We start from the raw sequence: 24,839 nt of genomic DNA on the forward strand, positions 1-24,839 counted from the left end.
TCGATATATTTTTCAGCGGGAAAATCGTGAACTCAGCCCGCAAGCGGGCTTCAAACAGACGATTTTCTAATCCGCTGAAAAAGATATCACTCAGGTGTTAGTGTTTTACTAGACCTCTTGCAAAACCTATTTCTAATGGCAATTTTGGTGTCGAAGCTTGTCTATGCTCCTCAAATACATTAAGTATTCTGCGGTGCTCGACTACACTTCTCCTAAAAATTGCTCATCACAAAGTAGGTTTTGCAAGAGGTCTACTAGAGCGCCATTTTTTTTATCGAAGGAGACGCGGGGGCTGGTAATGGACTAGCCACTTGCTTTTTCAGCCAAACGTAGCGTATGCGTTTAACGCTATGTCCATAGTAGAAAAATGCCCCTGTAAAAAGTGGGGAAATAGGCCTCATCCCTTGCAGATGATTAGGAAAAACAGATTCCTTTGAAGCCCGCGCAGCGGGCGACTTCTGTTTTTCCATCTGTAAGGGGTGAGGTCCCCAACTTTTTACCGAGGGCTTGATTTTTTGTCCACTTTTTTATCAAGAAAAAAGTGGAATACAATTCATTATTAACCAGTGACGTAAATAGATACATTTAGTATGCTAAAGATACTAAATGGTACTCTTAATAGTACTAAAATTATTGCTTTGTTTTTGTCCTATCACCTCAGTAATATGGCTAAAGCACGTACGCAAAATTAGAGCCACTACTACCATCTCTGCCAAAAGTTCGGATATGGATGAGGGAGACTACTCAAACCTCGGGATAAGCTTTCCTGAGTGTTCGTACTATTGGCCATTCCAGAATATAGACCATATAGATACTGCCCCATTTCTGCCATAGTAAAACTATGGAGCATAGTGAAACATATGGAACATAAAGTACCCATCATTATTTTCTTATTGCCGATCTCGAATCTTGGCATGCTATGGAGACTCCAACCTTGCTGGCTCTCCTGACTCCCTCCACCTAATGCTTCCCTTGTGTTCACACAAGCAGATAAGGTACTTAAGCAGAATAGCCCGATAAATAGACCTACTCTATAGTGTGTATACTTTTTCATAATATTATTTATTTAATCAAGTTGAGGCCGTTGCAATAGACCTTTACGATTTGCCATAAAAAGTATCTTTTTATTTTTTAGAAGAAGGTAAAAAAAGGTTAAATTCTATTGATTTTTTTAGGTATTGATGCTTAAAACTTTTAATAATATTGTGTATGTCGCTCAAGCAAACTAAGCAATTAAGTTTTTCAGATATTTCCGCCAATAAGCGTAAGTGCAAACACACTTTCTTTGATCAAATCAACAAGCTAGTTAATTGGTCAGTAGTAGAAAAAGCACTCCGATTACATTATCCTAAAGGTTTACGTTTATCAGGCAAACCGGCCTATAGTCCTCTGCTTCTATTCAAAATGCTATTGCTACAGACGTGGTATGGCTTGAGCGACTATGCAGTCGAAGAAGAAGTGAATGATCGTATCACTTTTAGCAGATTTTGTGGTATTTCGATGGATAGTTCTGTTCCAGATCATAGTGTACTAAGTAGATTTAGAACTACCCTTACAGAGAAGAATGCTTTAGAAAAGTTATTGCATATCATTAATAATCAGCTATCTGATCATGGTGTATTGGTTCAAAACGGTTCAGCAGCTGTAGATGCTTCTATTACCCCTACCCCTAGACGCCCTAAAGGTAAAAAAAGCTACGATCTGCATGAAGATGGAACCATAACCACAGCTGAAAGTTATCAAAAAGGAGTAGATCCAGAAGCAAGTTGGATAAAAAAAGGCCATCATCTCTACTATGGCTATAAGCGGCATGTTCTTGTGGAAAGCAAAGAGGGGTTGGTGCTAGCCGTAGGTACCACAAAAGCATCTAGTCATGATAGTGGGCATTTACAGGTATTATTGGATAAAGTAAGGCTAAAATCAGGCAGCAGACTCTATGCAGATAAAGGCTATAGCGGGTCGCCCAACGAAAATTTACTAAAGAAAAAGAAGTTAAAATCAGCTATTCAGAAAAAAGGGGCTAGAAACAATCCTTTATCACCCACTGCTAAACGGTTTAATAAATTAGTATCTAAAACGCGCTATAAAGTAGAACGGGTATTTGGAAGTATTAAAAGTTGGTTCCGTAGCTCAGGAGCCAGATATATAGGCCTTGCTAAAACCCATACGCAACATGTTATGGAGGCAATAGCCTATAACTTATATAGGTCCCCAAACATCATATTAAGAGGTATCTAGGGGAATGGTGTGTCCAAAATAGATTGAAAATGACTAAAAAATCAGTAAATAAATAGTTTTATACCACTATAACATCAAATATGGCAAGGAAATAACCCTGGAAGATTAATCAAAATTATACCTTCAACCTATCACAACGGCCTCAAGTTATACTAACAACCACTCAGCAAAATCATCGCAGCATATTCAATAATCTATTGATATTCCGCTATTTGCTTGATCTTAACAAGGCAAAAATCTTAATGAGGCGTAATGTAACCCATTATTCCTCTTGAAAATTTGCATCATTAAACATAATTGATAATACAAAAAAACAAATAGTTCTGCAATAGAAAGGTAGGATCTATTCACCGTATCTATTCACGCCTGTGGCTGGGCCCTCTTATCTCCTTCGATAAAAAGTCTGGCCCGATAGTAAATAGCTGAATCAATTGTTTTTAAGGGGAAAATCGTGAACTCAGCCCGCTACGCGTGCTTCAAATAGAAGATTTTCTAATCTGCTAAAACACATATCGCTCAGGTGTTCGTGTTTTACTAGAGCGCCATTTTTTAAAGCATATGTATACTTTTTTTCATAGCATTTAATGCTTGAAAAATTCTCCTGTAATATTGTATTATTATGGGATCAAGTGCTATTTATTGGGAAGTATTTCATCTGTTGCTACACTCGTACGCATTTGGGTATCTGCTTTTATATTTTGCATGCGGTAATAATCCATTACACCCAACTGGCCATTTCTTAACGCCAATGCTAAAGCCTGGGGTACCTCTGCTTCAGCTAAAATAACCTTAGCCCTTGCTTCCTCAGATTTAGCCTTCATTTCTTGCTCTAAGGCTACTGCCATAGCTCGTTTTTCCTCGGCTTTAGCCTCGGCTACACGCAAATCAGCATTGGCTTGATCAATTTGGAGTTTGGCGCCAATATTGTCGCCCACATCTACATCTGCAATGTCAATAGAAAGTATTTGAAAAGCAGTGCCTGCATCCAAACCCCTATTCAATACCAACTGTGAAATGGTATCAGGATTGGCCAATACTTCTTTGTGACTCATAGAAGAACCAATAGAAGTAACAATCCCTTCTCCTACACGTGCTAAAATGGTTTCTTCTCCCGCACCACCTACCAATTGTTGAATATTGGCTCTAACCGTAACCCTGGCTTGGGCAATAAGCTGAATCCCATCCATAGCCACAGCTGCTACAGAGGGGGTATTGATCACTTTTGGATTTACAGAAATTTGCACAGCTTCAAATACATCCCGACCTGCTAGGTCAATAGCCGTAGCTTGCTTAAAAGAAAGGCTAATATTGGCTTTATCTGCAGAAATAAGTGCTTTAATAACAGATGGCACATGGCCACCAGCCAAATAATGGGTTTCTACCTCCATAAGGGTCAGCTCAAGGCCCGCTTTAGTGGCTACTATAAGCCCATCTACAATAACAGCAGGAGGCACCTTTCGAATGCGCATAAAAACCAACTCAAATAGGCCAACTTGTACACCAGAAAAACGGGCTGTAATCCAAAGGCCAAGTGGGAAAAAATAAAAAAATACCAGACAGACAACGATAAGAAAAAGATATAAATAGAGCTGCGCAATGACCATGATGATATATAATAAGGGTTTCAACCAAATAGCTCCCGCTCTATACCAAACTTTAAGTCTGCGTCTATAATCAAGAAGGAGCACATGGATGCTTTAAATCTAATGGTTTGTCATGAACCATCAAAATGTTTAACCATGAATTATGTGGCAAAGAGATCTCCCTGTTATTGACCGGTCAATGCTATCAACTTAAAGAATGTATGTTGTTGACTATTAAATAATATAGCATTCTTGGAACCATACAAAGCAATAAGTTGCGCATCTACCTTATCAGTTTTAGTTATATGATGCATTGCCTTAGAAAAGTGTTTGATTTGCCTTGGATTAACAACTGAAACAGCTATCTCAGCTGATACAAGCATCTCTACTAATAAAGAACCATAATTGCCAGTAGCCTCTAAAACACAGTGATGCAAGGATTTATCAAGTTGAGCTAAAAATAGATTAATCCCATTTACATCATTTGTATAGGTAACTGTAGTAAAGCCTGAACCTTTACGAAAAGCAGCTACAAAACTGCTTTTTGCTATATCAATGTCTATATATATTTCATATTATTAGAAGTTTATACTAAATTGATCCATCTTCTAAACTATCGTCGCAACCACGGGCTCTAAGGGCCACGAACTATGCAGTTTTTAAGATGAAAAGAGCTGGGAGCGGAACGTGTAAAACGGTATCTAATACTAGTACTTAGGCAACCTTATTCCAACTCTTTAATTAACATAAGCTTATAATACAAACGTACGACACTTATATCAAAAGACCCGACAGACCCGTTCCTGAACCTTTTTTCCTACCTTTAATACATCTTCTATTACCTGAATTAACCTGACATGTATACCCGTAAACTACCAATCGGCCTTAGTAACTTCCATAAGCTGGTAACCAACGATTACCTCTTTTGTGATAAAACACCTATGATTGCTGAATTCTTGGAAAAGGGAGAAGAAGTTACGTTAATTACCCGACCTCGTCGTTGGGGCAAGACCCTGAATATGTCTATGTTGCAGCATTTCTTTGCTTCAGAGGTCAATGGGGTAAATACAGCAGGCTTATTTGATAATTTAGCCATAGGTAGATTAGAAGGTGCTCGATACATTAAGCAATACCAAGGAAAGTACCCTGTTATTATGTTAAGCTTTAAGGATGTCAATGCAGATAGCTTTCAAGGGGCTTACAATGCAGTGTATGAATTGATCTTAAAGGTTTATAGCTTTTATCTCTATTTATTTACAAGTGATAAAGTTAATGAGCTACAGTTAGAGCAATTGTATGTTATTCGCAATAGACAAGCTAATCAACAACAATTAGAATCCTCTTTAGAATTACTCAGCCAATGCCTCTACCAACATCATGGTCAAAAAGTCTATATTTTGATAGATGAGTATGATACCCCGCTTAATAAAGCTTATGGCAATCAGGCATACTTGAATGATATAGTCGCATTTATGCGTAATCTCTTTAGTGCTGCCTTAAAAGATAATGATGCACTAGAAAGAGGCGTATTAACTGGTATACTGCGTGTTTCTAAGGATAGTATGCTTTCTGGATTGAATAACCTCAAAACTTACACCCTTTTAGATAAAGGTTATAGCAGCCACTTTGGTTTGAGCGAAATAGAAGTTCAAGATTTATTTACCAAACAGAATCTTGCTATTTGCATGGACCAAGTAAAAAGTTGGTACAATGGTTACAAGGTAGGAGATTTAGTCATGTATAATCCTTGGTCCATTATTTACTGTTTGAGTGAAGAGGGTCGATTTGATGTCTATTGGGTAAATACAGGAAATAATGATTTAATTAAACAACTCATTCTTTCCTCTAATGAGAGCATTAAAGAGCAATTTACACAATTGATGCAAGGAGAAGCGTTAAGGGTATCTATCGATAAACATCTTGCTTTTGATGTGTTGGATAGAGATGAAATTGCTTTGTGGAGTTTACTGTTGTTTGCTGGATATATAACCTTTCAAACAAGTAACCTAAGTTTAGATAGTGATTTATATGATTGTATAGTTAGGGTTCCCAATCATGAAATACGTAGACTCTACAATAGATTCTTTAAAGAATGGTTAAGTAGTAAGTTTGTTGATCAAGGCGTTTATGCCTCTTTTTTAGAACATTTAGTAGCTGGATCGGTGCCTCTTTTTGTAGCACAACTGAGCTTCTTCTTATGTCAAAGTGTTAGCTGTTTTGATACACAAGTTCCAAGAAAATCAGAAGGGTTTTACCATGGTTTTGTTCTGGCCATGTTGGCGAGTTTGGGAAGAACCCACTATATACGCTCCAATAGAGAAAGTGGCTTAGGGCGTTATGATGTGCTACTGATTCCCAAAGAAGGTACGCAGGCAGTTTTATTGGAATTTAAGCATGTACGTAAGGAAGAAGATTTGAAAAATGCAGCTCAATTTGCGTTAGATCAAATACAATTGCAAGCGTATCATACTGAATTATTACAATATCCGCATGTTAAAGAAGTCATAGAATGCGGCATTGCTTTTTCCGGAAAGTCTGTATTAGCTGCTTATGCTACTTATGATTTGGTGCATAGACAAGCTGGAGCAGTGAGTTGGACGGAACTATATAAATAAGGAAGAGTGGTATAATACACGCCCTTGAATTAGCTACTCTGTAAAAAACTATATAAATTTAGGGTGTGTTTTTAGCTTTAGATCGATAATAAAGGAATATAGTAATGTGTAGTAGTTGATATTTATAGCCAAGACAATTTAACAATTGTCAGATTAAATATCAACTACTACATGTTTCTACTTCTTGAAAATAGCCAGCAGCATTAACGTTAAAATTTTTACGTGACATTACCTGAAAAGTATGCCACTCATCGCGTTGATGTATTTCAATAACTGCCTCTGTAATATTGAGTTTTGCAGCATCACATTTTAAACCTATAAGCACCTTCTTATGGCATAAATCATATTGAAGGCTATAATCTTTATGACGTATTTGCTCCAAAGCTTCTAAGGCTGGTTTATCTACTTTTAGCTCAAAAATATAGATGGTTCTATGCTCATTATCTTGGTCTTCCATAATGATATCTGTACGGCCTATACCACTATCCCTTTCAGCACTAGCCCAAATACCATCGCTGGTATGAAAAGCACCGTTGAGAAAGGAGTATAAAGCACCCTGAAAACTCCTTTCAGATTTATCGAGAAAGCGGTAGCCTGCTTTGGCCAAGCAACCACTTCTAAGGCAGTTAAAGAAGGCCAACCAGTTGTCCGTTCTTAAATAATCTAGAATAGAATCTCTATATACCCTTCCTGCTGCTGCTTGTTTTTGAGCTATAAAATCAGCTAATACAAGTTTTAAAGCAGATTTTACTTCCCCATTAGGAAATTTTAAATAGTAATCAGTTTCGTTTTTGTCCGTTCTACAATCATTTGTAAATCCATCAGGATCTAACGTAAGGTACCCGGTTTGATACATTAGAGGCAGTAGAGGAGTTGTATGGAGCGTGCTAGCAACATATTCGAATGACTCTTGACTCATGATAAAATCATCTTTATCCCAATCTATGTTGAACCTACCGATATTATTTTTGATTTGTTGTAGTAAGATGGTAGGGTTACCAGAGTTGGACCAGTAATTACCAAATGATTTATCTCTAAAAAATTTTAATATAGAGTCTGGATTATAAACGCTTATTATTTTATCATCTGTAAAGCAATACCCATTATAATAATCCTTTAACGCTTGCTTGAGTTGAATAAGTGTGTACTTTTCTTCCTGTCTCTTTTTTCTGTTAAGTTTTTCAAGTACTGGATTAATAATTTTTTCCTTGCTAAGGAATAGGTTGTCAATATCCTCTTCTGTATACCCCAACATCTCTGCATAATCCTCATGCAAGGATATATCATTGGCTGAATTGGCCCCTGAGGTAAGACCAGATAAATGAAATTTAGTTACACCCGTTACAAAAATAAATTTACAGTCCTTCTGATGGGCTTTTAAAACTTTGAAAAATGAACTCAGAACGGATAGTACCTCTTCATACTGTTCTTTTTCACAGGAAATTAGTGGACTGTCGTATTCATCAATTAAGATAATGGGGGTAGGTTCATAATTATCTAGTTTGTTCAACAAATTAATTACTCTCTTTAGGTAATCTTCACATGCTTCATCTATCGAAATATTTATCTTATCGTTTACCTCAAAAAGCTCAGCAATATCATACAACTTTCTGTTAAGGCTTTTTTTTAGTTCCGTTGGGCCATCTTTAGCCAATTCTGAGAAATTCAACCAAATAACTGGATATTTTTTCCACTTATAGGTTGGATCTTCATAAATAGCACACCCTGTAAATAATGCTTTATTTCCTTTTGCTATTTGATCTATGGTATCAAGGAGTAGCGATTTACCAAATCTGCGTGGTCTTATAAAGAAGAAATAAGTACCATCATCGTTAAATAGCTTAGCTATATAAGAGGTTTTATCTGCATAAAAGCTAGCATCTATCATCTGTTTGACGCTAGATTTTCCAATAGGAATGCGTACACCTCTGGCAGTGATTGTTTTGCTTTCCTCGGTGCTTAAGCCTTTATCTTCTCTTTTATATTCCATTTCTTTTTATTTAGGGATCTATAATTGTGGCACACACTGCAAGATAGATAGTTTTCATAGCATTTAGTTAGGAATGATTAGCTTTTCAATATTCTGGAAAGTATTGTTACGGTAAAATACCTATACAAACTTGGGAAGATAGCAAAAAACTAGTCTTTGAAAAAAAATAACTAAATCGCCTATCTTAAAACCATACGTGATAAACTAAACTTAACGGACATGTATATATGCTAATTTTTACTACCTGTCAGATTAAATATCAATTACTACACAATGGCCTCATCTTATTTCTAATGGCAATTTTTTAAATGCAGCGTGGTTGAGCACCGAAGCATACTAGATGTATTTGAAGCGCTATAAACAAGCCTCATCATTAAAATTGACTTTAATCCCTTCACATAAATTATTTCTATAAAAGGTTGAACCTTTGGTTGCATTTAGCTAAGTTTGTTGTACACATCAATTGAAGGCCTTATTGTAGTCTTAAATTACATGCCACTTACCAAATCGTAAAACGAAAAAATCAGATGAGCAACGATACTTATGTAGATGAACCTCTTTTGCAAGAGAATAAAAATAGATTTGTTTTATTCCCTATTGAGCATCACGATATTTGGAGTTTCTATAAACAAGCGGAGGCCAGTTTTTGGACTGCAGAGGAGATTGACCTTAGTCAGGATATAAAAGACTGGGAAAACTTAACATCTGGTGAAAAGCACTTTATTACCCATGTGCTTGCTTTTTTTGCTGCTAGCGATGGCATTGTAAATGAAAATTTGGTTCAAAACTTTGCCAATGAGGTACAATATACAGAGGCTAAGTTTTTTTATGGATTCCAGATTGCTATTGAAAACATCCACTCTGAAGCCTATTCTTTACTGATCGATACCTATGTCAAAGATCCCAAAGAACGCCATAGATTATTCAATGCTATAGAAACCATTGAGTGGGTGGGGAAAAAGGCAGATTGGGCGTTGCGTTGGATTAGTAAAGGTTCCTTTGCAGAGCGGTTAATTGCCTTTGCAGCAGTAGAAGGGATCTTTTTTTCTGGTAGTTTCTGTGCGATTTTTTGGCTTAAAAAAAGGGGATTAATGCCAGGGCTAACCTTTTCTAACGAGCTTATTTCTAGAGATGAGGGGCTACACTGCGATTTTGCTTGCTTGCTCTATAACCAACATATCAAAAACAAACTCCCGGAAGAGCGGGTTGCTCAAATTATAGCTGATGCAGTTGCCATTGAAAGTGAATTTGTATCTGATGCCTTGCCAGTCAAGTTGATTGGTATGAATGCAGCGTTGATGACCCAGTATATTCAATTTGTTGCCGATAGACTGCTATTAGAGCTGGGATGCAAAAAAATCTATCATGTAACCAACCCATTTGATTTTATGGAAATGATTGCTTTGCAAGGCAAAACCAATTTCTTTGAGAAGCGAGTAGGCGAGTACCAAAAATCAGGGGTCATGAGCAGCATCTCTGAAGATAAAGACAAAGCACGATTTAAATTAGATGAGGAGTTTTAAAACTTTATCAAAAATTCCCAAGTAGTAGCCTTACATACAGCCTTTAATCCTTAAGCAGTTAGATGCATCCTATGCAGCAGCACTATTCTCTATTAGCCAGGGGAGAAAATGCTTACGGAGTGCATATGGATCATCTGATGTAGACCACTGAGTGTGATGCATGGCATGCCTATTATTCGATGAACAATCAATAAAATATTATAAAGAGTAGATGTTAGTTATAAAACGCGATGGACGCTTAGAATCAGTTAAATTCGATAAAATAACCGCTAGAATAGAAAAGCTCTGCTATGGGTTAAATAGGGATTATATCGATGTCATAGCTATTGTTAAAAAGATTATTGAAGGCATTTATGATCAGGTAACTACTTCAGCTATAGACAACTTGGCGGCAGAAACAGTAGCAACAATGGCGGTATACCATCCAGATTACGCTATTCTAGCTGCACGCATAGCGATTTCCAACCTACATAAGGAAACGAGTAAATCTTTTTCTAGTACCATAAAAAGGCTCTATACCTATGTAAATCCCTCAACTGGTCAGCATGCTTCCCTTATAGCTCAGGATGTGTATAAAATTATTTCCAGCCATGCAGCAACTTTAGATAATGCCATTGTGCATGAACGTGATTTTACCTATGATTTTTTTGGTTTTAAAACATTAGAGCGTTCTTATCTGCTGAAAATAAATGGAAGGGTTGTAGAACGTCCTCAGTATATGTTGATGCGTGTAGCAGTAGGCATTCATGGAAATGATTTAGATGCTGTGCTTGAGACCTATCAGCTCCTGTCTGAAAAATGGTTTACCCATGCCACGCCTACGCTTTTTAATGCAGGCACACCTAACCCACAACTTTCTTCCTGCTTTTTACTAACCATGCAAAGCGATAGCATTGAAGGTATTTACAATACCCTTACACAGTGTGCAAAAATATCTCAATTTGCTGGAGGCATTGGATTAAGCATTCATAACATACGTGCTACAGGTTCTTATATTCGAGGGACCAATGGTATTTCTAATGGGATTGTACCAATGTTGCGGAACTTTGATATGACCGCTCGCTATGTAGATCAAGGAGGAGGCAAACGCAAAGGTAGTTTTGCCATCTATCTAGAGCCTTGGCATGCAGATATCTTTGACTTTTTAGAGTTAAAGAAAAACCATGGAAAAGAGGAAAGAAGGGCCAGAGATCTTTTCTATGGGCTGTGGATTCCAGACTTATTTATGCAACGTGTAGAGGCAGATGAGATGTGGTCACTCTTTTGTCCTAATGAAGCACCAGGGCTCTCGGACTGTTATGGAGCAGCATTTGAGCAAAAATACAAACAGTATGAAAAAGAAGGCAAAGCACGTACTTCTATTAAAGCACAAACGCTTTGGTTTGCGATTTTGGAGTCTCAAATAGAAACAGGAACCCCCTATATGCTCTACAAAGATGCTGCCAATCAAAAGTCTAATCAAAAAAACTTGGGTACTATAAAGTCTAGCAACCTCTGTACAGAGATTATAGAATATACTTCGCCTGATGAAATTGCGGTTTGCAATCTTGCCTCTATTGCGCTCCCTATGTTTGTGGATGCCAATCGCTTCTTTGACCACAACAAATTATATACGGTTACCTATCTGGTCACCAAAAACCTTAACAAGATCATCGATCGGAATTATTACCCTCTAGCGGAAGCCCGCACTTCTAACTTAAGACACAGACCGATTGGTATTGGTGTGCAGGGACTGGCAGATACATTTCTTAAAATGAAGCTTGTGTTTGACAGCCCAGAAGCACGGTTACTCAATCAAGAAATTTTTGAAACCATTTATTTTGCCGCATTAACCGCTTCTAAAGATTTGGCACAGAAAGAGGGAGTATATGAAAGCTATCCTGGATCACCCATTTCACAAGGTATACTACAATTTGACATGTGGGGGGTAACCCCTTCTTCCGGAAGATGGGACTGGGATCACTTGCGTAACGAAATAGCCTGGCATGGCATAAGAAACGCACTACTGGTTGCGCCAATGCCCACAGCCTCTACTTCTCAAATCCTGGGAAATAACGAATGCTTTGAACCCTATACCGCTAATATTTACACCCGAAGGGTGCTGTCTGGGGAATTTATTGTGGTAAATAAATACCTATTAGAGGATCTTATTCAGCTTGGTCTTTGGAATGAACAGGTGAAAGAAGCACTCATGATGGACAATGGCTCCATTCAACAGATTGCCTGTATTCCACAACACATTAAAAACCTCTATAGAACGGTTTGGGAGATTCCTCAAAAATCTATTATTGACATGGCTGCAGACCGTGCGCCCTATATTTGTCAAAGTCAAAGCCTAAATCTTTATGTGAAGGATGCAACCATGGCTAAATTAACCTCTATGCATTTTTATGCTTGGAAAAAAGGACTAAAAACGGGAATGTATTACCTACGTACCAAGGCTGCAGCAGACGCTATTAAGTTTACCATACAAAAGAAAGAAAAAGTTGAAACACCTTTTCCAAGTGAAGGAGAAAAAGAATGCTTAATGTGCAGTGGCTAGCTGGCCTATTTAACGCTTTGCTTTATGACATACTTTAATATCTCGTTATGTATAATAGCTGCTTTTTTGTTGTTAACCTTGATGGTAGGCATTTGCTTTAGTAGGCAAAAAATCACTTTTCGAGAATATGCAGTAGGCAATAAACAATTTGCTACCGCCACCTTGGTGGCTACAGTATTGGCTACTTCCTATGGTGGGGGAGGGTTCATTCGTAATGTGCAGTATGTCCATAAACTTGGCCTGTATTGGATTATTCTTGTTTCGTTTGTGGATAGTTTCAGTATATGGCTCTTTAGTAGATTGATGTTACGCATGGGGCCATTTATGCACAACCTCTCCATTGCAGAAACGATAGGTAATGTCTATGGTAAGTACCCAAGAATTATTACCGCTTTGGTTGGTATTTGTCAGTCTATTATTGGCATTGCTATGCAAATTATCGCAATGGTCTACATGGTTAGCGTGTGTGTAGGTCTAAATTTAGTTAATTCCCAAATTATTACTATTCTTGCTGCTTTAATCCTTATTGCCTATTCTGTTTTTGGAGGCGTTCGTGCCGTTACCATTACAGATATCTTGCAGTTTATCACCTTTACTACCATTATTCCATTTTTAGCTTGGTTGATGTTTAAAACAACAGGTAAATCCATAGTAGAGGTCTTCGTTTTTCTACAAACGCAAGAAAAATTCCAGGTGAGTAGCCTACGCCAGTTTGATATGAATCTATCAGCGATAATTGCAATAGCTCTATGTATTATGGTTCCTGATATCGGGGCACCTGAAGTTATGCAAAGGGCCTATATGTCTTCTGGTGCTCATCAAGCACAAAAAGTCTTTTCATATGTCAGTTTTTTTAGTTTTTTGATTATAGGTTTTATACTACTAATTAGTCTATTTGTTTTTGTAGGGGGAGGGGTAGGGTTACCAAGTGAAGCTATTTGGCATTATATCATAATGAACACTTCCCCCCTTTTTAAGGGCATGGTTTGTATCAGCTTGCTTGCTATGGCTATGTCTACAGCTGATTCTTGCCTACATGTTTGCTCTGTTATGGTTAGTCATGATATTATGGCCACCATACAGGAAGAAATTGATGATGTGCGTAAACTTAAAATAGCTAGATCAACCACATTAGTAGTGGGGCTAGCTAGTATGTTTTTGGCTTTTTATTGTAAGGATCTGGTGGAATTGCTGATGCTAGGTTTTGCTTTTTCCCTTCCAGTAGTAACTGCTCCTGCTTTGTTAGCTGTTTTTGGTTTTCGAGGTACTTCCCGTACTGCTTTGATCGGTATGGCTACAGGTGCGCTGGCTATTTTAGTTTGGAATCAATGGGTGGAACCTGTAACGGAAATCAATGGCGCCTTTATCTGTATGTTGGCCAATGGTTTGGCTATGATGGCTGCCCACTATTTACTCAAACAGCCAGAAAGTGCAGGGTGGGTTGGCACTAGTGTTATAACTATTGTGAAAACTTTTTAACGATTTCTTATATGATCTGCTTGAATATACCGCTCGTAATAGTAGGAGCCTTTTTGGTATTAACCTTGGTGGTAGGTATCTATTTTAGTAGAAAAAAAACTACTTTTCGGCAATATGCAGTAGGTAATAAGCAGTTTGCTACTGCTACTTTGGTGGCTACGGTATTGGCTACGCTTTTTGGAGGAGGAGGGCTGGTGCGTACTATAGAGCGTGTCCATAGTTCTGGTTTTTATTGGGTAATATTAGCACTTTCAGGTAGCTTGGCTGTTGGGGTTATCAGTCCATTGGCCTTGCGTATGGGACCATTTATGCAGCACCTTTCTCTTCCAGAGACTACAGGTAAAATATATGGTAAGTATGCGAGAGTTATTACGGCCTTAGCCAGTATTGGTTCTTCTATTGCTTTAATTGCTGGTCAAATCAATGTGATGTCCCTGGCTATTAGGATCTGTATAGATTCAATTGATCCAAAATCAATTACAATTTTTGCAACTTTAATACTTATTGTTTATTCCATGTTTGGAGGTATTCGTGCCATTACCTTGACGGATGTATTACAATTTGTAACCTTTGCTGTTATTATTCCGCTTTTGGCTTATTATATGATGTTAGCAACAGGAGATAAGCCAGTTGGTGAAATTATTTCTTTTTTACAGAGTCAAAAAAAATTTCAACTTAGTAGCGTATTGTATTTTGATACAAAACTAGTCGCTATGATTGCGCTGATTTTATCTAATCTTATGTCCTATATAGACCCACCAACCATGCAGAGGGTCTATATGTGCTCTGGTCCTATCCAAGCAAGAAGTGTTTTTTTATATTCTACCTTTTTTAGCTTTGTTATAAAGATTTTTATAATTCTAGTGGGCCTATTTGTCTTCGTGGGAGCACCAGAGTTGCCGGTGGAATCCATTTGGAGTTATATAATGGTTCATATCCCACCTATGTTTAAGGGGGCAGTTTCCATTAGTTTACTTGCCATGGCTATGTCTACAGCTGATTCTTGCTTAAATTCATGTGCTGTTATGGTTAGCCATGATATTTTAGAAAGTGTAAGGGGTGTAAAGGATGTTCCCTATGTTCATCAGATCCGATTAGCTAGGATAACTACTCTAGTTGTCGGACTATTTGCTATGGTATTATCTTTTTATTATGGCGATTTATTAAATCTATTTGTACTAGCTCTTGATTTGTCCGTCCCTATCATAACGGCCCCTTTTATATTAGCTATTTTTGGTTTTAGGGGTACTTCACGTACCGCTTTGATCGGTATGGCTACAGGTGTATTGGCTATTGTAGCCTGGAACAAATGGGTTGAACCATCAACAAAAATAGACGGTTCCTTTGTGTGTATGTTAGCCAATGGTTTGGCTATGTTGGCTGCCCACTACCTATTCAAGCAGCCGGAAAATACAGGGTGGGTTGGGCCGGACGATGCCTTTGTACAGTTGCAGCAAGTCCGTGCCCGTAAACAGCAGGCACGTAAAGAAGCGATTAAAAATGGATTGCTACATTTCAAAGAAACCTTGGCGCGACTGCGCCCCAGTCATGCTACACTTACATGTGTGGGGTTTTATGTACTTATCAGCAATTTACTAACCTATTTTATAGCCCCTATTACTGACCATGGAGGCTGGCTCATTGCGCAGCTCTTGATAGGCATTTGCTTTTTAGGGTATAGTACCTTTGTCTCAGAAAAAATAAAACTGATTCCAAATTGGCTTATTGGACTACTTTGGCTAACTGGCTTATCTTTTTGCTTGCCTATCAATGTGCTATGGCACTGGTGGCATGGCACCAATCTGCTCTTAACCTTAGGTTTATCTTTGGTCCATTTGGTAGTAACCTTGTTGGTGCTTCCTTTATATCTTGGTGTCAGTTTTGTAATGGCTACCCTATTTATGGTTATCTACCTAAGCTCCATTTATTGTACCAATACATTAGTGCTTTCGCCATCAACTGTTGGGTTTCTGTTACTCTTCTGTTTGGGCTTAGGTTTGCTTATTTTTGGCATTTTTGTTTACCTTAAGGCTAAGAATAATCATTATCTTGACCAAGTAAGCTACTTAAGGAATAGAGAGAAGATGCATACATCTCGTAAGCTAAAGGAATCGCTCTATAATTCAGCTATGCTTACTACTGCTCATACCCAGCCTAAAGGAACCGGCTCTATTTTAGCCCAAGTAGTAGGAAAAGTGGAAGAATCCATCTCCTTTTTAGATGACGACATGCCCCTTTATAAAAAGGATTTCCAAAGCATTATCAATAAGTTTTATGATTGGGTGACCTATTTCAATAAAAAAGACAAGGCCAAGGACCATGCATTATTGCAGCCTACTAAAATTACTGTAGATGCGTTGATTCGTAAGGTAGAGGTTGCCTTGTCTCAAGAGGTTGTACATCCTCCTAGGCTTTTTGTAGCGCAAATACAGGGGGGGGATAGTGTGCATTCTTTTTATATTATATGCGACATCGATCAGGTAATCTATGCATTGGTTAAGGCTATTTTACAAGTTGGTAAGCTAGAAGATACGCTTGCGCCATTGGTTAAAATAGAATTCCACACCACCTCTTTGCAATTTAAACAGGCAGATCCTCTTGATGATAGCGCGCCTTCTTGTATCGCTTTCGAAGCCATTGCGTTAGTGATAAGCGACCTTAGTACGCCTCCTGAAGCGCTTCCGACCATCAAAGCGGTCTATGATGATGTGGTAGATGGCATGGGGGCACAAGGTAGACCAGAAATGTCACCATCGTTGGACCTTCAGCAGGAAACGATAGCCAGTATTGTGGCTGCCCATTATGGTTATATGGAATATGGGACTGATGTTAAGAACAAAGCTATATTATTGGTATTGCCTACTGATGTCACAGCTATTCGTGATAAAATGATGATCAAGCTACCTATAGACTGCTTAACATCCGAAATGCCTATCACCCCTAAGGAGCAAGCCGATTCCATGATGGTATTGATGCAGTTCCATGACTATATCTGCAAGTCTTCTCATCGATCAGATCCTGTTGATGTAGCCACAGTTTCTGGTTTGCTTTTATTGTTGCGGAAACATTTTCGCTTTAGGCGGCATAGCTCTGGCCAATTGTTTTATGTACGGGCGGTAGGCATTGCTGAATTGGTGGTAGAATGGGTTTTTCACTCGCCTAAAGTAATTTATGCCTCTTTGCTCTATGAGTTGGTACGCCATACCTGTTTGCCCCTTTCTTATATTAAGCGCCATTATAATTTAGGCGTCTATGCCTTTGTATTGAATGTAGTGGGTATAGACAAACGTCAAGAACTAGATCATCCCTCATTGCTTTATGTCCAGAACCGTTTGAAGGCAGCCATTAAAGAAGACCATGTACAGCTCTCTGTGCTCTTTATAAAACTGGCTGAGCGGCTCTATGACCTACGCCATGCAGCAGGTTACATGCACCTCACAGAGGTACAACATATGGCGCAGGAAACCTTGGCTATAGATGTGCCAATAGCCCATGCATACTTGGGCCAAGAGATAAGCATGGCATTAGAGCAAGCGGCCAAACAGGCATTAGAGATTTATAAAAATAAACGTCAAGAACAATACATGCACCCGTCCTTCAAGGACTTAGGACAACCCACTTAACTTAAGGTTATTTTAATTTTATTTTGTATTATTGCGCTAGTTAGTCGCCCCTGAAGTATTATTTATTTACTTACCTGTTAATCACAATAACAAGTATCAAAAACCTTTTTGTATTGATTATCAAATTAAAAAAATGATATAATCCAGTACTCATCTGAATACCTTAGGATCGACTAGTTAAAATAAAGCTGATCTGTCGTTTGATGTTCCTGTTCAAATTAGTAGCAGAAAGTACTTCTATATCACGCTTTTTTATTGGTATCAAGAAATTATTATGAAGCAATTTATCCTAAATACTACCATACTAATGGTTAGTAGCCTCCTTTGTACGTTACAAGCAAGCAGCTGTTCGCAAGCGCAAAAGGAAAAACAGCAGAATCCTATTAGTAGCTTGAAGCCTCTATTCGACTCCTTTAGTCAAGGAGTATATAACACACCAATTCAGTATCATAATAGTTCATCTGTTGAATTAGGTCAGACAACGGCTACAGGTGGTAATCTAATACATACAGCTGAATTAGGTCAGACAACGGCTACAGGTAGTAAGCTAACACATACAGCTGATGAAGCACTAAATAAAAAGCGGGATAAAGCTAGTCGAATTAGTATAGGATTATCAAGCGAGGAAGCTCATTTTGTAGATAATGTAGGCCAAAAAGATTCAGAGCTTGCAAAAAATAGGGAAGCGTTCGAAGGAGTCATAGGAACCGTCCGTAAAACTTTGGACAAAGATATTAAGCCTGCGTACAGTATGGTGCAGAAAATGATAGATGACTTGGAGCAAGAACCCAAAGCAGCCACTATGCTAAATATGCCACCTCAAACTCTATTAGCACCACTACGTCTTCAGCCTATTTTTTATCCTATTGAAGACAAAGAAGAAAATAAAGTAATGGGCATCTTCAAGAACTTAATCCGGAATTACCCCGGCATAGAAGATATAAAAACCATCAAAGAATTTCTATTACAACTTTCTGCTCAACTAGAAACCCTGAGCCAGGGCTTTGATAAAGTAGAAGAAATAAAACGACTGTTTGCAGATACAGCGGAAGCAACCATACTGCTAGAAAAATTCAATGAACTACTACTGTGGCATAAAGAGTTCGAAAATTCCAAACATATTCTTAAATTTTTATTTAATTCATCGAGCTTACCACCTGTATCAGAAATACAGGCAACCTTTAGCGCATTAGAGGTTTTACATAAAAAAATTGATAATAATAGTAATCATGCAGGTGAACTGCATGATATATTGTCGGAATTAAAAAAGATTTATAAACAATTTTTGGCAAATTATGAAAGCTTCTGTGCGACTCTGTCTAGATCCAATGATGGGCAAGATTCTGAATATGGGTACCTAAAAGCATACTTTTTAGTTTTAGAAATGATCTATACCCACCATTATGGATTTATGTTAGTAGAGAAAACGGTTGAAAGAATAAAGAATAGCGCTAACTCATAGAAATAAGAATTTTATCGTAATAAACTGAGGCTATTGCAATAGCCAGTTCCAGCCGTGCGTCTCCTTTCAGCTATTTACTAGAGCGCCATTTTTTTATCGAAGGAGACGTAGGGCTGGCAATGGTTAGCCATTTGCTTTTTCAGAAAAAGGCAGCCATAGTGATGAATGGATATGGCAGAAAAGTAGATTTGTATCTAATCACGTCACTGGTTAGTAATGAATTGTATTCCACTTTTTTCTTGATAAAGAAGTGGACAAAAATCAAGCCCTAGGTAAAAAGTGGGGGACCTCACCGCCATAGCATTGAACACACAATGGCGTCAACTTAAGAGTGATATATTATTGACTATTAAATAGAATAGCATTTTTTACATGGAGTATTGGTATACGCAGTACTTGTGGCCACCGATAAAAGATTTGGCGCGCAGTAAAGGCAATGAAACAATCTATTGTTCAGCGGGAAAAACAGAACTTGCCTACTTCGTAGGCTGCAAACAGGCTGTTTTTCTAATCCGCTGAACAATAGATTGTTTAAAGACTTCCGCTTTACTGAAGCGCCGCATTCCTTTATCGGCGGCCACAATAGATTTTCTTATCATTATCAGCCCCGCGTCTCCTTCGATAAAAAATGGCGCTCTAGTAAAATACTAACGCCTGAGCGATATCTTTTTTAGCGGATTAGAAAATCGTCTGTTTGAAGCCCGCTTGCGGGCTGAGTTCACGATTTTCCCGCTGAAAAAGATATCGATTCAGCTATTTACTATCGGGCCAGACTTTTTATCGAAGGAGATAAGGGGCCCCAACCACAGGCGTGAATAGATACTACTATATTTTTTCTGCTAGAAAGATTGAATGCCTATGGCTTCTCGTACCATTTCTATGGTTGCTTTTGCCAATTGAGCTGCTTTTGCAGTACCATAATGGAGTATTTCTTTTACCATGTTGGTATCCAAACTATCCCTTTTTGCTCTGATAGGGCCTAATAAGCGTTGTAAACTATCATTTAAGATGTTTTTAATGACCACGTCACCCAATCCACCACGTCTGTAGTGAGCTTTTAAGTCAGCAACAGCTTCCTGGTCACTATGAAAGGCATCTAAATAGGTAAATACAACATTGCCTTCTACACGTCCAGGGTCGCTAGCTTTAATATGGTCAGGGTCTGTATACATCTGAAAAACTTTTTTCTTGATGACATCTGGTGGATCGGAAAGTGCAATGGCATTGCCTAATGACTTGCTTGACTTGGATTTACCATCTATGCCCACTAGCCTAGATGTTTTACTTAAAACCGCTTTGCATTCCTTTAAAATGTTGGTGTGATAGATTTTATTAAAACGCCTAACGATTTCATTGGTTTGCTCAATCATGGGCAATTGATCATCCCCAACTGGGACCAGCTCTGCTTGAAATAGGGTAATATCTGCCGCTTGACTAACCGGATAACAAAAAAAACCTGCCGGAATGGATTTACTATATCCTTTTTGCTGTATTTCATACTTTACAGTAGGGTTGCGATTCAATTGACCCAAAGTGACCAAATTGAGATAATAAACTGTTAACTCTGCAATTTCTGGTATTTGAGACTGAACTACAATGGTTGTTTGGTCAGGGTCAATCCCAATGCTTAAGTAATCCTTGGTAACTTCAATAATATTTTGAGTAACTTTTTCTGGATGGTCAAAATGATCCGTTAAGGCTTGTAGGTCTGCTACTAGGATATACTGATCGTATGTACTTTGCAATTTGATCCTGTTTTGCAAGGAGCCAATATAATGACCTAAATGGAGTTTGCCAGTTGGCCGATCACCTGTTAAGATTTTCTTTTTCATGCTTGTGTAACCTTCATTCAATGGAGCTTTATCCTATCTTGGTCTTACATAAAGCATATAATATGTATAACCAAACACTACAAAAAAGTCCTTCAACCTGCATAGCTGTGGTCAAGAGGATCCATACTACTATTAAAAAGTAACGGGATCTATTCGCTTGAAAAGAAAACCCTTGAAACTTCAAAGCTACAAATGAAATATTGGCAACCAATAGATAAGAAAGTAGTATCGTGAATAAAGGCAACACCAGGGGCTGCGTTAACCCATTGACCAAGTCTGGATAAAGGGCGCGTTTTAAAATCATAGGTAATGTGGCGATCAGTATGGCACTAGCTGGTGTGGGCAACCCCCTAAATTGATTTGTCTGTTTGGGATCCACATTAAACTTAGACAACCTAAGTGCCGAAAAGACAACTATACATAAAGCTACATAAGGACGATAAGGACAGCGCTCATAAGTTTGAATCAATTTATAGAGTATAGCCGCAGGCAACATGCCAAAACTAATAAGGTCTGCTAATGCATCTAATTGCTTTCCGAAGGCAGATTGTGCATGCAGCAATTTTGCAGCGAAACCATCTAAAAAATCAAAACAAGCCCCTATAAATATGCTATAACCAGCATATATCAGATGACCGTTTAGGGCCAGTACGGTGCCTATAGCGCCGCTGATTAGGTTTAAAATAGATAAACAATTGGGAATATGCTTTTTCATATTTTCCTGCATTCAAATAAAACATCGTGGAACGCCCCCTATTAGGAAGCTAACATCATGCTGTTACCAGCGGTAGCAATATAACTGATTTGCCTTCGATATGAAAATCATCACGCCGTTTATCTATGATCTTGACAAAGATGGTTAGGCGTAATCAAATTAGCAGCCAACCCAAAAGATTAGAGACCTTCTGCAAAACCTATTTCCAATGGCAATTTTGGTGTCGAAACTTGTCTATGCTCCTCAAATACATCTAGTATTCTGCGGTGCTCGACGGCGCTTCTCCTAAAAATTGCTGATCACAAATAGCTTTTGCAGAAGGTCTTAGGTCGATGCCATAAATCTTCTATTCAATGTTTGGGAAATAGCCTAATATACCCTAAATTGGATAGGTTTATTTCGATTGAAATTTTCTGCGCATGTGGTGAAATTGGTATACACGCCATCTTGAGGGGGTGGTGCTTTCGGGCATGGGGGTTCGAGTCCCCCTGTGCGCACGGAAAGCAGTTTGTATGCTGCTTAACTGTAGTCTTTGAGAAACCCTTGGGGTGGTTAGCTCAGATGGTTTAGAGCATTCCGTTGACATCGGAAAGGTCGTTGGTTCGAGTCCAATGCCGCCCACAATATTGGAATTCTTTAATGCATCCCCCCTAGGCTGCATTAAAGTAGATAAAATAATACTCAAATTTAGTTGATCATTGCGTGCCCATAGAAGATTTTTGGATTATTTCGAGCGTAAGTATCAGTTGGTGATTCGAAATGTTGAAAATTTTGCGGAGCATATAACGCCTCCTTTTAGTTATGTAACCCTCATTACAGTATTTTTATCATGGTTATGTGTGAGTTTTGGCCTTAGCTTATGGCTGGCCAAGACCGTTTTGGCTAGGTGGATGAACCCTGTCTATATAGAGGCAGAAAATCAAAAAAAAATACTTTCCTTGGCTACTACGGTAGAAGCATTAGAGCAACAGATTACATACCAAACAAAGTTTATTGCCACCTTGCAAAAAATCATTCAAGGAAAGTCTAAACAGCTGCTTCCCGCTACACCTCCTGCTACTACTCAGGAGCCGACAATAGAAACTGTATCGAAAACACCGCCATCTCTGCCTGAATCGACCAATCACAAAAAAACCGTTGAAACCAGGTCGCCTTTATTATTTCCCCCTATTAGTGGAATGATTACAAAACCATTCCATAGGGAAGGCAACCATTATGGAGTCGATATTGTGGCAAAAGACAAAGATCCTATTAAGGCTATAGCAACTGGTATCGTGATTTTTGCTGATTGGTCTGTTGATACAGGATGGGTTATTGTGATTCAACATTATAACAATATCGTTTCAATCTGTAAGCATTGTGCTTTTTTATTTAAAAAAGTTGGTAACTTGGTTAGGGCAGGTGATGTGGTGGCGCTTATGGGCAACTCTGGAGAAATTTCTACGGGGCCACATTTACACTTTGAGCTTTGGAGCGAAGGCGTTGCACTAAATCCGGAAGATTATATTAATTCCTAAAAAAATGTTCAATAACAAAATGAAAAGTACAAGTCCTGTAACCATTAGCAACATCATAGGCCAGGGCTCTCACTTAGAAGGTAATATACATACTACAGGTAATTTGCGTGTAGAGGGTAAAATAACAGGTGGCATTAAGACAAAAGCAAAAGTGGTGTTGAGCCATACTGCTCAGATAGAAGGCAATATTGTAGCGCAGAATGCTGAAATTGGTGGAGAGGTCAAAGGCACGATAGAAGTGATAGAATTGCTTGTGCTTAAATCAACCGCAACCGTATGGGGCGATATTATTGCCAGCAAACTGATTTTTGAAGAGGGTGCTTGTTTTGATGGGAAATGTAAAATGGGTAAGGAACATAAAACCATTAACAACTATGAACGAGATTGTCTTTCTGCCGCTCCAACTGGCCCATCTTCTGAATCAGAAGAGTTTGAATATGTTGAAAAACAATCAGAAAGTACAATGACATCTACCCGATCTAATCAATCAATGATTCCTTAAAATGAATAGCCTCATAGAACCAAAAGTACGTGGATTCCTATGCACTACTGCCCATCCAACAGGTTGTGCACAAAATGTAAGTGAACAAATAAAATATGTAACTAGCCATGCTCCAATTGCATTGGGTCCTAAGAAAGTACTGATCATAGGAGCATCTACAGGTTATGGCTTGGCCAGCAGAATAGTTGCCGCTTTTGGGGCTAAAGCGCAGACCATAGGTGTCTTTTTTGAACGAGCGGCTGATGATAAACGGACTGCCTCTCCTGGTTGGTACCATACAGCTGCTTTTGAGCAAGCTGCTCATCAAGCAGGGCTTTATGCTAAAAGCATTAATGGAGATGCCTTTTCAGAGGCTATCAAGCGAGAAGTCATTGCGTTAATCAAACAGGATTGGGGTGGGGAAGTAGATTTGGTTATCTATAGCCTAGCTTCTCCCCGTCGCACCCATCCCCAAACAGGCATAACCTTTAAATCTGTTTTAAAACCTATTGGGGCGCCCTATAGCAACAAAACCATTGATATAATCAGTGGTCGTCTTTCGACTGTTTGTATGGAGCCTGCAACACCTCAAGAAATAGCAGATACAGTTGCAGTTATGGGAGGTGAAGATTGGACCATGTGGATAGAAGCTTTGTTAAAGGAAAAGCTACTCGCTAAGACTGCACAAACAGTAGCGTACTCTTATATTGGGCCTCAGTTAACAGATCCGATCTATTCAAAAGGAACCATTGGAGCAGCGAAAAAAAATTTAGTAGCAGCAAGTAAAATCATACAACAACGACTCACCTCTATTCATGGAAAAGCACTTATTGCTGTCAATAAAGCGTTGGTTACACAAGCTAGTGCAGCCATACCGGTAGTACCTCTTTACATTTCATTGCTTTATAAGATCATGAAAGAAAAAGGTTTGCACGAGGGATGTATAGAGCAAATGTATAGGCTATATGTTGATCATTTGTATAGGCAAGATGGTCAGGTATCTGTAGATGAACAAGGCCTGATTCGCATAGACGATTGGGAAATGCGGGAAGATGTACAACAAGCTGTTGCTGCGCTCTGGTCAAAGGTAGACGATAACAATGTAGCTACGCTTACTGACTTTGTAGGCTACCGTCATGAATTTTATAAATTATTTGGTTTTGAAGTAGAAGGGGTGGATTATACTGCTGCGCAAGCGGTAGAGATTCCCATACCTTCTTTAAAGAAGCCTTAATAAAC

General features: G+C 38.5%; 16 protein-coding genes and 2 tRNA genes. 12 read left to right on the forward strand and 6 right to left on the reverse strand.

All coding sequences use genetic code 11. The features are described from left to right. Positions 1-254: 254 nt before the first annotated feature. Positions 255-470: a hypothetical protein gene (locus AAHM81_RS02495; RefSeq protein ID WP_342264942.1), complete on the reverse strand. Its 216-nt coding sequence runs from the start codon at positions 468-470 to the stop codon at positions 255-257. Between the two features lie 739 nt (positions 471-1,209). Between AAHM81_RS02495 and AAHM81_RS02500 the strand changes: the two genes are divergently transcribed. Next, positions 1,210-2,238 (forward strand): IS5 family transposase, encoded by a 1,029-nt coding sequence (locus AAHM81_RS02500; RefSeq protein ID WP_342264943.1) that lies wholly within the window; start codon positions 1,210-1,212, stop codon positions 2,236-2,238. 632 nt (positions 2,239-2,870) lie between these two features. Here AAHM81_RS02500 and floA read toward each other — a convergent pair. Both floA and AAHM81_RS02510 read right to left on the reverse strand, forming a co-directional pair. Beyond that, positions 2,871-3,842, reverse strand: coding sequence for a flotillin-like protein FloA (floA, locus tag AAHM81_RS02505; protein WP_342264944.1), 972 nt, complete (start codon positions 3,840-3,842; stop codon positions 2,871-2,873). A gap of 164 nt (positions 3,843-4,006) precedes the next feature. Next, positions 4,007-4,390 (reverse strand): IS110 family transposase, encoded by a 384-nt coding sequence (locus AAHM81_RS02510; protein WP_342265760.1) that lies wholly within the window; start codon positions 4,388-4,390, stop codon positions 4,007-4,009. A gap of 288 nt (positions 4,391-4,678) precedes the next feature. Here AAHM81_RS02510 and AAHM81_RS02515 point away from each other — a divergent pair, with 288 nt between their 5' ends. Beyond that, entirely contained in the window at positions 4,679-6,436 is a 1,758-nt protein-coding gene (locus AAHM81_RS02515; protein ID WP_342264945.1) for an AAA family ATPase, read from the forward strand. A gap of 160 nt (positions 6,437-6,596) precedes the next feature. Here the strand turns inward: AAHM81_RS02515 and AAHM81_RS02520 are convergent, their stop codons facing one another. Then, positions 6,597-8,426, reverse strand: coding sequence for an AAA family ATPase (locus AAHM81_RS02520; protein ID WP_342264946.1), 1,830 nt, complete (start codon positions 8,424-8,426; stop codon positions 6,597-6,599). Between the two features lie 527 nt (positions 8,427-8,953). Here AAHM81_RS02520 and AAHM81_RS02525 point away from each other — a divergent pair. The 5 genes from AAHM81_RS02525 (at position 8,954) to AAHM81_RS02545 (ending at position 19,055) form a co-directional block, all read left to right on the forward strand. Next, positions 8,954-9,949: a ribonucleoside-diphosphate reductase small subunit gene (locus tag AAHM81_RS02525; RefSeq protein ID WP_342264947.1), complete on the forward strand. Its 996-nt coding sequence runs from the start codon at positions 8,954-8,956 to the stop codon at positions 9,947-9,949. Between the two features lie 211 nt (positions 9,950-10,160). After that, positions 10,161-12,491, forward strand: a complete 2,331-nt coding sequence (locus AAHM81_RS02530) for a ribonucleoside-diphosphate reductase subunit alpha (RefSeq protein ID WP_342264948.1) — start codon at positions 10,161-10,163, stop codon at positions 12,489-12,491. 24 nt (positions 12,492-12,515) lie between these two features. Then, a complete protein-coding gene (locus AAHM81_RS02535; protein WP_342264949.1) occupies positions 12,516-13,970 on the forward strand; it encodes a sodium:solute symporter family protein in 1,455 nt (484 codons plus the stop codon). Between the two features lie 11 nt (positions 13,971-13,981). Further along, positions 13,982-17,593 carry a sodium:solute symporter family transporter gene (locus AAHM81_RS02540; protein ID WP_342264950.1) on the forward strand — a complete coding sequence of 1,204 codons (3,612 nt, stop codon included), beginning with the start codon at positions 13,982-13,984 and terminating at the stop codon, positions 17,591-17,593. Positions 17,594-17,867: 274 nt separating this feature from the next. Beyond that, on the forward strand, positions 17,868-19,055 hold the full coding sequence (locus AAHM81_RS02545) for a hypothetical protein (RefSeq protein ID WP_342264951.1): 1,188 nt from the start codon (positions 17,868-17,870) through the stop codon (positions 19,053-19,055). A gap of 839 nt (positions 19,056-19,894) precedes the next feature. Here the strand turns inward: AAHM81_RS02545 and trpS are convergent. Both trpS and pssA read right to left on the reverse strand, forming a co-directional pair. Then, complete coding sequence (trpS, locus tag AAHM81_RS02550; protein WP_342264952.1) at positions 19,895-20,887, reverse strand: tryptophan--tRNA ligase; 993 nt, start codon at positions 20,885-20,887, stop codon at positions 19,895-19,897. Positions 20,888-20,915: 28 nt separating this feature from the next. Then, positions 20,916-21,602 carry a CDP-diacylglycerol--serine O-phosphatidyltransferase gene (gene pssA / locus AAHM81_RS02555; RefSeq protein WP_342264953.1) on the reverse strand — a complete coding sequence of 229 codons (687 nt, stop codon included), beginning with the start codon at positions 21,600-21,602 and terminating at the stop codon, positions 20,916-20,918. Between the two features lie 415 nt (positions 21,603-22,017). On the opposite strand from pssA, the gene AAHM81_RS02560 reads away from it, so the two are divergent. The 5 genes from AAHM81_RS02560 (at position 22,018) to fabV (ending at position 24,834) form a co-directional block, all read left to right on the forward strand. Then, positions 22,018-22,099: transfer RNA gene (locus AAHM81_RS02560), tRNA-Leu, on the forward strand. 49 nt (positions 22,100-22,148) lie between these two features. Further along, a tRNA-Val gene (locus tag AAHM81_RS02565) sits at positions 22,149-22,223 on the forward strand. 98 nt (positions 22,224-22,321) lie between these two features. Further along, the gene (locus AAHM81_RS02570; protein WP_342264954.1) at positions 22,322-23,119 is read left to right on the forward strand and encodes a M23 family metallopeptidase; all 798 of its coding nucleotides are present in this window, start codon (positions 22,322-22,324) and stop codon (positions 23,117-23,119) included. Positions 23,120-23,138: 19 nt separating this feature from the next. Then, entirely contained in the window at positions 23,139-23,621 is a 483-nt protein-coding gene (locus AAHM81_RS02575) for a polymer-forming cytoskeletal protein (protein WP_342264955.1), read from the forward strand. Position 23,622: 1 nt separating this feature from the next. Further along, a complete protein-coding gene (fabV, locus tag AAHM81_RS02580; RefSeq protein WP_342264956.1) occupies positions 23,623-24,834 on the forward strand; it encodes an enoyl-ACP reductase FabV in 1,212 nt (403 codons plus the stop codon). Positions 24,835-24,839 lie beyond the last annotated feature (5 nt).

The sequence above is a fragment of the Cardinium endosymbiont of Philonthus spinipes genome, from assembly GCF_964030745.1.
In the GTDB taxonomy this organism is placed as follows: domain Bacteria; phylum Bacteroidota; class Bacteroidia; order Cytophagales; family Amoebophilaceae; genus Cardinium.

Excerpts from the sequence above, each read along its gene's own strand:
- AAHM81_RS02495 (WP_342264942.1), bottom strand. The coding sequence starts at position 470 with ATGGAAAAACAGAAGTCGCCCGCTGCGCGGGCTTCAAAGGAATCTGTT.
- AAHM81_RS02500 (WP_342264943.1), top strand. The coding sequence starts at position 1,210 with ATGTCGCTCAAGCAAACTAAGCAATTAAGTTTTTCAGATATTTCCGCC.
- floA (WP_342264944.1), bottom strand. The coding sequence starts at position 3,842 with ATGGTCATTGCGCAGCTCTATTTATATCTTTTTCTTATCGTTGTCTGT.
- AAHM81_RS02515 (WP_342264945.1), top strand. The coding sequence starts at position 4,679 with ATGTATACCCGTAAACTACCAATCGGCCTTAGTAACTTCCATAAGCTG.
- AAHM81_RS02520 (WP_342264946.1), bottom strand. The coding sequence starts at position 8,426 with ATGGAATATAAAAGAGAAGATAAAGGCTTAAGCACCGAGGAAAGCAAA.
- AAHM81_RS02525 (WP_342264947.1), top strand. The coding sequence starts at position 8,954 with ATGAGCAACGATACTTATGTAGATGAACCTCTTTTGCAAGAGAATAAA.
- AAHM81_RS02530 (WP_342264948.1), top strand. The coding sequence starts at position 10,161 with ATGTTAGTTATAAAACGCGATGGACGCTTAGAATCAGTTAAATTCGAT.
- AAHM81_RS02535 (WP_342264949.1), top strand. The coding sequence starts at position 12,516 with ATGACATACTTTAATATCTCGTTATGTATAATAGCTGCTTTTTTGTTG.
- AAHM81_RS02540 (WP_342264950.1), top strand. The coding sequence starts at position 13,982 with ATGATCTGCTTGAATATACCGCTCGTAATAGTAGGAGCCTTTTTGGTA.
- AAHM81_RS02545 (WP_342264951.1), top strand. The coding sequence starts at position 17,868 with ATGAAGCAATTTATCCTAAATACTACCATACTAATGGTTAGTAGCCTC.
- trpS (WP_342264952.1), bottom strand. The coding sequence starts at position 20,887 with ATGAAAAAGAAAATCTTAACAGGTGATCGGCCAACTGGCAAACTCCAT.
- pssA (WP_342264953.1), bottom strand. The coding sequence starts at position 21,602 with ATGAAAAAGCATATTCCCAATTGTTTATCTATTTTAAACCTAATCAGC.
- AAHM81_RS02575 (WP_342264955.1), top strand. The coding sequence starts at position 23,139 with ATGAAAAGTACAAGTCCTGTAACCATTAGCAACATCATAGGCCAGGGC.
- fabV (WP_342264956.1), top strand. The coding sequence starts at position 23,623 with ATGAATAGCCTCATAGAACCAAAAGTACGTGGATTCCTATGCACTACT.